Consider the following 5,441-nt stretch of genomic DNA (forward strand, 5'->3'; position numbering starts at 1 on the left):
CCGGAATGGTCCCCGACATGCCGACGACCCCGGCCGCAGAGCGGGACCGGGGGATGTGCAACACCTCAAGCGACCCTCAACTCTGCTGAGTATCGGTACCGTTGTCCCATGACGGATCTGCGCCGGGTATCGGTTGACGAGGTGCTGGAGCGTGTTGAAGCGGCGTTGGTGGCGCGGCTCGACCGGGCGACGGTGGTCCGCAAGCGCCGGTCTGTGGGGGCAGGCACCGAGCGTGGCACGTGGGTTCGGATCGAGCGGCGGGGACTGGACCGGATCGGCATCCAGGGTGGCGATGGCACCCCGTCCGCCGAGGCGTTGCGCGGCATCGCGAAGCCCGCGTGGTTGGCTGGCGTCGCGTGGCGGGACGAGGCTGAGCCGGTGATGTGGCGGGCCGATGAGACCGAGTGGTTGCCGTCCGCCCCCGTGGGGTCCGCGGTTGTGGCGGAGGCGCCCGAGCTGTCGCCAGATTGGTGGGCGGGGCTGAACGTGTCTCTCGACGCGCTCGCGGGCCAGCACACGAACCGGATCGCCACGCCGGACACCGAGACGATCACTCAGGATCTCGTGACCCAGACGATTCGTCAGGTCTTCCCAGCTGTCAACACCACGGTGGGCGAGTGGCGTCCGGCGCACGCGGATCTGAACTGGGCGAACGTGACGGCGCCGGAGTTCTGCGTCTTCGACTGGGAGGACTGGGGGATGGCTCCCCGAGGCCTGGACGCGGCCACGCTGTGGGCGGCCTCGCTTGCGGTCCCGGCACTGGCCGACCGCGTCCGCGCGGAGCGGAGCGGCGATTTCGCGAGCCGGGACGGCAAGCTGATGACGCTGTTCGTCGCGGCGAAGATCCTCGGGCCGTACGCGCATCCCGAGGACCCGCGCCGTGAAGGTGCCTGCGCAGTGGCGGAGCAGATGGTGAGGGACCTTCAAGCAGCCTGACGCAGGAGGTGCCGGTACTCACGGACCACGTCAGCGTTGATCTCGTAGGCGGTGGCGCCGACCAGCTCCCGCAGGTGCCCGGTGTCGTCGGTGCCGACAGCCACCGCCGCAACCTTCGGGAGAGCGAAGGCGACACGGAGCGCTGCCTGTACCGGCGTGGCATCTGCCGCCCGCAGGAACACCCTCGCGTCGACCTTCTCCCACACAGGTGCGATCGGGCTGCCGCCGAATGGGCTCATGCCCCACACAGCGGCTGGCCGCCACCCCGTCACCAGAGCCTCACCGGCATCGAGGACGCTGCTGCTGACCAGGAGACCGCAGCGGACCATGAGGACATCCGGCCGGGGTAAGTCGAGGCCGACCAGCGGTCGCGGATCCCAGGTGGAGACCCCCCACGCTCCGCACAGGCCGCCCGCTGCCGCATCAGCCAGGACGGCGCATGCCTTCCTCAACGTCTCGGCGTCCGGCGTGGACTGCTCGGGGTTGTGGAGGAGCACCGTGTCCGGCTCACGGCCGAGGTTCTTCGCCGCTCTCTCAACAGCGCTCCGGAGCCGCGCCGGGTCAAGGCTGTGCCCGTCCTCGACGTAGCCGACCTTGGTGGAGATCGAGAACTTGGGGAGCAGGTCGCCAGCGACCGCCGCGAGGGTGCGGTGGGAGTGGTGGCCGAGGTAGTTCGAGGCGGTGTCGAGTGCGGTGACGCCGAGGTCCAGGGCGCCAGTCAGGAGGTCGCGTCGGTGACGAGACCGGTGTAGCCCGAGGACAGTTCGTCGGTCAGCGGGGCGCACAGCTCCTCCTTGATCAGGATCTCGGCAACCTCGTGGATCTCGTCGCCAGCAGTCGCGGCGGCCCGCGCGAGCGGGACCGGCCGGCCGCTGAGCAGCAGGCGAAGGGCGGGCAGGGCCTTGGCAGCGAAGGTGAGCTGCTTCCCGGCCGCCGTGACCTCCACGGTGTTCCCGTTCTCCTTGATCCTGGGCGGGAAATGCGCGGTGCACACCACGGCATCGAGCGGGCCGAAGATCCCGAGGAAGGGCACGTGGCGCCCGGGAGTGGTCCGCTGCTCGTAGGCAGGCAGGAAGTCCTCGGGGCCGCGCTGGCCGACGAGGCGGGTGGCGGCTTCCACCAGCGCGCTACTGCCGGAGGCGACGCGGTCGAGGTCGTGACGGAAGATCTCCTGTTCGCGGCACCAGTCGCTCAGCCATGCCATCCACGAGGCCCCGGTGCGCTTGGTGATGCCGAAGGTGACGTGGAGGCTGTGACCGGCTCCGCTGCCGGTGCGGGTGGCCTGGTGCCAGTGGCCGCGCGGGATGTGCATGACGTCGCCGGCCTGGAGCGTGCCGTTGAAGATCACGGTGTCGCTGGGGGTGTTGTTGGGGTCGGCGTCCCGGTACATGGGTGCAGTCCGGGAGGTGGCGCGGACGTCCCAGTCCTTCTCACCCGAGAGCTGGACGATGATCACGTCGTGGTCGTCCCAGTGGAGCGGGAACCCGGCGGCGTCGTTCGTGGTGAGGTAGGCGTTCACCTGCACGCGCTCGTGCGCCCACCACTGCAGGGCGCGGCAGGTTGCTTCCATGGTCGGGTCGAAGACGTTGACCTGGTCCATGATGAGCGTCGCGCCGTCGCGGAGCAGGTCGCCGAGGCGGTGCATGTTGGTCATCGGGACGGACTGGCCCCGCGGGCTGACGGTATCGGTGAAGTACACCGCCGGGTGGACTTCCTCACCCTTCTGGAAGGCCCGGAACTGCGGCCGGTTGAGGCTGCGTCGCATGGCGATGTCGAGCAGCTTGTTCGGGGTGAGGATGCGCGACAGGAGCGCGTCGTCCTCGATCCGGCCGAGCGCGAAGCCGGTGCCGATCGGCTCGGAGCTGTTCCAGCCCAAGGCGGTCTCGATGGCGGTGACCAGGCGGTGTTCCACTGCTACCTCCGTAGGAGTGTGTTCGATGAGGGGCGGGAGCCCGCCGGGTGCACGGGCCCCCGCCCCGGGAGTGACCGGGTCCTACTCGACGTCGGTCAGGTTGCCGTCACCACCGGGCCACGGCGCGTCGCCGGAGGATCCGGCGTTGTCGGAGCGGAGGCTGTCGTAGCGGTCCTGGACAGCGGCCAACTCCTCGACCGCGACCAGCAACCCGCTCCTCTCCGGCAGCGGCTTCCTGATGTCCTCCATGTGGTGCTCCTTCCTTCTCGGGCTTCCGCCCGGGTCCGGGCGGAAGATCTGAGGTGAACCACCCATGTGCCTGGGGCACTTGGGACTGGAGCGGTGGACGGCGCCGACCGCAGGGGGTGACTCGGCCGGCGCCGCCGATCCACCCGGCCGGGCTCAGCACGGCCAGGTGGAGACTGATGGGTGGTTAGACGCTCTGAGCCAGCGAGGCCGTGTGTGCCTGTGAGGCGTGGACGAGTACCGCGAGCCGCGCGTGTCCCGTCACCAGTTGGTCAGCCGCGCACTCGAACCAGACGACCTTGCCCGCCTCGGCCGGGTACCAGCCCCACGAGTGCGAGAGCCCTTCGACCAGGAGAAGGCCACGGCCACCGGTGATCATGTCCTGGGCCGTGTCCCGATCGGGAAGCCTCAGGCTCGAATCGCTGACCTCCACCCGCAGGCGCTCCCCGGTCCAGCGCACCGTCACCCGACACCGAGCCTTCGTGTGCTCCATGGCGTTCGCCACGATCTCGCTGGTGCACAACTCCACATCGCGCAACGCGTCGTCCGACAGCGGCACCCGCCAGAACCGCGCGATCTCGACCACCAGGCGCCGCGCCGAGGGCACAGCCGCCGCATCCGGCTCGACGTCCCACTCTTGCGGAACAGGGAATGAAGCTGCATCGCTCATCAGCAGTTACCGCCCTGCGAGTCGAAGGGCGTGCTGTTGGCAGGGCGCAGGGAGGAAGCGTCCCGGTGCGCGGTCCACTCCTCTCCGCCTTCGGGCGGGCGCAGGTGGTAGGAGTAGACGCCTTCGCCGGGAACGTCCACGATCACGCCGACGGTCAGGGTGGCCGTGTCGTATGCGAGGTCGCCGAGGCGAGGAGTCCAGGGTGTTGCGGGTTCGTTCGCGTCTCGGGGACTGATGCGTCGTCCGCTCATGCAACAGAAGGTAGGCGGACAACTACAGCTGAATATGAATCAGCGGAATACTGCTTATCCGTCCAGGTGGAAGCGGTCGGACATGCGGCGGAGCTTCTCCCGGGTGGCGGCTCGCTCGGCGTAGACGATCTTGCGCAAGGTGGCGCGGGCGATTGGATGGTTCCGGACGAGCTGGGGTGCGATGTGCTCGGCCTTCTCCAGCTCCGTCAGGGCCTTGTCCCTATTGCCGTCCCAGAGCCACGCCCGTGCCAGGTCCATGTGGTGGTGACCGCGCCGGGAGTTGGGCAGTATGGCGACCTGCTCAGGGTCGGCCCGTTCGTGGAGCACGAGGGCCTTGGCGTGGTCCCCCATCTCCAACTGGACTGAGATGGAGTGGATTTGGACGTTTCCGGCGGAGAAGGTCAGCGAGTGGCGATCGAAGACCGGAGTTCCGTTGTCGTCCATGCGCTCTGCGGCCACCTGGGCCAGGCGGATACGGCCTTCGGTTTCCTCAGCCTGGCCGGCGCGAGCCGCCGAGACCGCTGCGCGAAGTTGCAGCGTTCCCCATGCCCGGACGGCCAGCGGTTCACCCGCGTAGTACTCACCCTCGATTGACCGGAGCGCCTTGTCCGACAAGGCCAGCGAGTCCGCCCAGTCGGCCGTGGCCCACATGTCCCAGACGCGCATCCAGTTGGCCACCGCAGGTAGGACCACGTCGCCGGAGCGCTCCGCAGCCCAGGCAGAGCGCTCGCACGCCATGGCGATCAGTTCCGGGTGGCCGAGCGTGTGGGCGGCCGTGTGGGCGAACTTGCAGCACACGGCGTAGATGCCGAACGCTTCCTCGCGTTCGTGGCCCTTGGAGATCTCGGCCAGAGCCCGTGCCTCCCTGAGCAGGTCGGGGAGGACGCGCAGGATGGCGACGTTGGCCGCAGCGTCCCGCAGGCGGTGCAGCCGTTCCGTCTCTTGCCAGAGTTGCCGGGAGGCCCGAGGGCGGCCGTCGAAGACCGGCGTCAGGTCGTAGCGGCGCAGCTCGCGCAAGATCGACGCAGCGGCCACCTGCCACTGGTTCTCGGAAGCTTTGCCCGCGACGAACGGGCGCTCGATCAGGTCGTTCGGATGGCAGTGCAGCGCGGCCGCAACCTCGTTGATGAGGCTGGCGCGGTCGAGTTCGATGTGCCCCTTCTCGACCTTCGAGACCCACCCCTGCGACCGCCCGAGCGCCGCCGCAAGGTCTGCCTGTGGCATACCGAGTCGGAGTCGCTGCCGACGAACACGCTTCCCGATCGACTCCCGCTCCTCCAACACCGTCGTCCCTCCCGCCGGTCGGACCGCTTCGGCCTACAGAGGGACAGTACCCGGCAGAGCTGGCCGAGAATGCCGGGGCGGCGCAGCTCACCCGGCGCCCCGCCTCCGTCCTCGTAGCTCCCTTCGGCCTCCGAGAACGTTG

7 protein-coding genes are annotated in these 5,441 nt (G+C 69.1%); 1 reads left to right on the forward strand and 6 read right to left on the reverse strand.

Annotation, left to right across the window (positions count from 1 at the left end; all coding sequences use genetic code 11):
• Positions 1-108 precede the first annotated feature (108 nt).
• A complete protein-coding gene (locus LN042_RS36340) occupies positions 109-936 on the forward strand; it encodes a hypothetical protein (RefSeq protein ID WP_230055743.1) in 828 nt (275 codons plus the stop codon).
• Here LN042_RS36340 and LN042_RS36345 read toward each other — a convergent pair.
• From LN042_RS36345 to LN042_RS36370, 6 genes are all read right to left on the reverse strand, one after another.
• Positions 924-1,721 (reverse strand): aldo/keto reductase, encoded by a 798-nt coding sequence (locus LN042_RS36345; RefSeq protein WP_230055744.1) that lies wholly within the window; start codon positions 1,719-1,721, stop codon positions 924-926. The two genes, LN042_RS36340 and LN042_RS36345, sit on opposite strands and share 13 nt — an antisense overlap.
• Complete coding sequence (locus LN042_RS36350) at positions 1,655-2,848, reverse strand: JmjC domain-containing protein (protein WP_230055745.1); 1,194 nt, start codon at positions 2,846-2,848, stop codon at positions 1,655-1,657. Before LN042_RS36350 ends, LN042_RS36345 begins: the two co-directional genes overlap by 67 nt.
• Positions 2,849-2,929: 81 nt before the next feature.
• Entirely contained in the window at positions 2,930-3,097 is a 168-nt protein-coding gene (locus tag LN042_RS36355; RefSeq protein ID WP_230055746.1) for a hypothetical protein, read from the reverse strand.
• 184 nt (positions 3,098-3,281) lie between these two features.
• Positions 3,282-3,764: an ATP-binding protein gene (locus LN042_RS36360; RefSeq protein WP_230055747.1), complete on the reverse strand. Its 483-nt coding sequence runs from the start codon at positions 3,762-3,764 to the stop codon at positions 3,282-3,284.
• The gene (locus LN042_RS36365) at positions 3,764-4,015 is read right to left on the reverse strand and encodes a hypothetical protein (protein ID WP_230055748.1); all 252 of its coding nucleotides are present in this window, start codon (positions 4,013-4,015) and stop codon (positions 3,764-3,766) included. The genes LN042_RS36360 and LN042_RS36365 overlap by 1 nt, the downstream gene beginning before the upstream one ends.
• 54 nt (positions 4,016-4,069) lie before the next feature.
• A complete protein-coding gene (locus tag LN042_RS36370; protein ID WP_230055749.1) occupies positions 4,070-5,299 on the reverse strand; it encodes a helix-turn-helix domain-containing protein in 1,230 nt (409 codons plus the stop codon).
• Between the last annotated feature and the right edge of the window lie 142 nt (positions 5,300-5,441).

The sequence above is a fragment of the Kitasatospora humi genome (assembly GCF_020907985.1).
GTDB classification, from domain to species: Bacteria; Actinomycetota; Actinomycetes; order Streptomycetales; family Streptomycetaceae; genus Kitasatospora; species Kitasatospora humi.